The organism is Sulfurovum sp. bin170, assembly GCF_010892395.1.
In the GTDB taxonomy this organism is placed as follows: Bacteria; Campylobacterota; Campylobacteria; order Campylobacterales; family Sulfurovaceae; genus UBA1140.
On record NZ_JAACKB010000095.1, the window covers coordinates 1 to 1,901 of the forward strand.

Consider the following 1,901-nt stretch of genomic DNA (forward strand, 5'->3'; position numbering starts at 1 on the left):
CGATGGCTTCAGCCTCGCTAATTCATTGGCATTGGGCTTTAGCCTCGCTTATTGCTTTACGCGACTAAAGTCTGCGTTTCCTAGAGTTTTTTAACCATAATATACAAGTATAGCGATTCCCATAAGTAGCATAATCACACCTGCTACTAGATGCAGTCGTTGTAGATTTTTCTGTCTCAACTCCTCCGCTTTGTTTATATCAAGCCCAAAGCTTACACCTATTGTAATAAATAACATCGGCAAGATAAATACAATATTGTATAAAATCAACAGAGTCAATGCATGTAAAAAGCTCTCACTATGTCCCAACATACTCGTAATCACAATATAAGGTCCACTGGTACAAGGTAGTAAAAAGAGACTAATAACAATACCAATAAAAAATGCCCCTAGAGGATTGACCACTGATTTGATAAGAGATTTCAACTTACCACGCCACGACATGGGAACCTCCATCAGAAAACCTTTTCCATACCAAAAATAATCTTTGATATTAAAGAGACCAATCAATATGGCAATCACACCAATTATCATCATAAATGTATGTGTCGTCTCAAAACTTGCCACAACAGAGTATAGTCCCAATCCCATAAATAGGTATGAGAGGAAGATTGCCGCAGAAAAAGCAAGACCTGTATAGAGGGCTTTTCTCCTATCTTTGGTAGCCATAATAGTTGTCATCAAAATTAATAAAACAGCAAAAGCACATGGGTTGATGGCATCCACAATCGCCGCTCCAATCAGAACAGGTATTGTCAATTGATGTTTGCTAGAGTCTGTAATGGTCTCATTTTTATTCTCTTGGATGGAGTTGGTCTCTTGTAGAGATTTGATATAAGCGATAATATCTTCACTTCCCAAAAAAGGTTTTCCTTGGCTATATAGAAGAGGAATTGTCCTATCTAGGAGAGCTATATCATGTTTGTCACAGATACTATTAAACTCTTCAGCATTGTCAGAGTTTTGATAAATCTCTTTTTTTGTAAGAGTAATATCCAATTTGCTATTTTCTAAAAACTTCTCCACTTTTCCACAGTGTAGACATCCATTACCATGATAAAACGACATCTCTTCTGCTTGTAGAGTTGAAAGTAGCAATAGAAGAGAAATCCCAACAATATTTAAAAAGTTTTTTAATTTCATAATAGTCTCCTTTTTCAAGTTAATTTCTATCATAATATAACAGTTGAATTTTATCACAATAAGCATAAGAGAATGTTCTTTAAATAATAAAAAATATAGTAAAATTCAAGTTATATACAATATAAAATAGAATATTAATGTTCTAAGTAAGCATGACCACAATCCGTTTGTCTTTCTCTATAAGATCACACAGAATCTATCTCCACAATCTCAGAATAACCTGCTGACATATCCCCCGACAACCACTGCCACTCCTCTTGAAACTTCATATATCCACTTTCGGTTAGTTGTGGAGTAGAGATGCACTTGCCTATCATTATCTCTCCACTGTTGTTGATATGATGGTATCGCATATCAAGCCTCCCATCATCAAGCATATTTGCAATTAGGTGACCTTTTTGGACTGACCCACCTTCATACTCTGCCCAGACGATGGAGCCTTCTTGATGATAATAGAAAAATGTATTCTCATCAACTTCTCCATTTTTGCTGTTTGATATAGATTCGAATATTTTGCCTTCTAAATTGTATTTCATTTTTTCCTCACTTACTCTTTTGTTGCCATTTTATCACAAAAAACGATATAATCCACCATGACCATAACCATAACCATTCCAAACTATCAAATCGAGACCAACCAAAACTAATAGAGTATCTCATTTAGTATTACAGTCCTAAAAATGCTTAGTAGCCTCAATAGGCTTAAACGAATTAATATAAATAATAGGATAGACAACACTCAAAAAGTTAAGCAGATA

The 1,901-nt window shown here is 34.8% G+C and carries 2 protein-coding genes; both read right to left on the reverse strand.

Going from position 1 to position 1,901, the window contains the following annotated elements; translation table 11 throughout:
• Positions 1-90: 90 nt before the first annotated feature.
• Complete coding sequence (locus GSY74_RS02240) at positions 91-1,143, reverse strand: cytochrome c biogenesis CcdA family protein (protein WP_164663490.1); 1,053 nt, start codon at positions 1,141-1,143, stop codon at positions 91-93.
• A gap of 185 nt (positions 1,144-1,328) precedes the next feature.
• A complete protein-coding gene (locus GSY74_RS02245; RefSeq protein ID WP_164663491.1) occupies positions 1,329-1,679 on the reverse strand; it encodes a n-acetylglutamate synthase in 351 nt (116 codons plus the stop codon).
• Between the last annotated feature and the right edge of the window lie 222 nt (positions 1,680-1,901).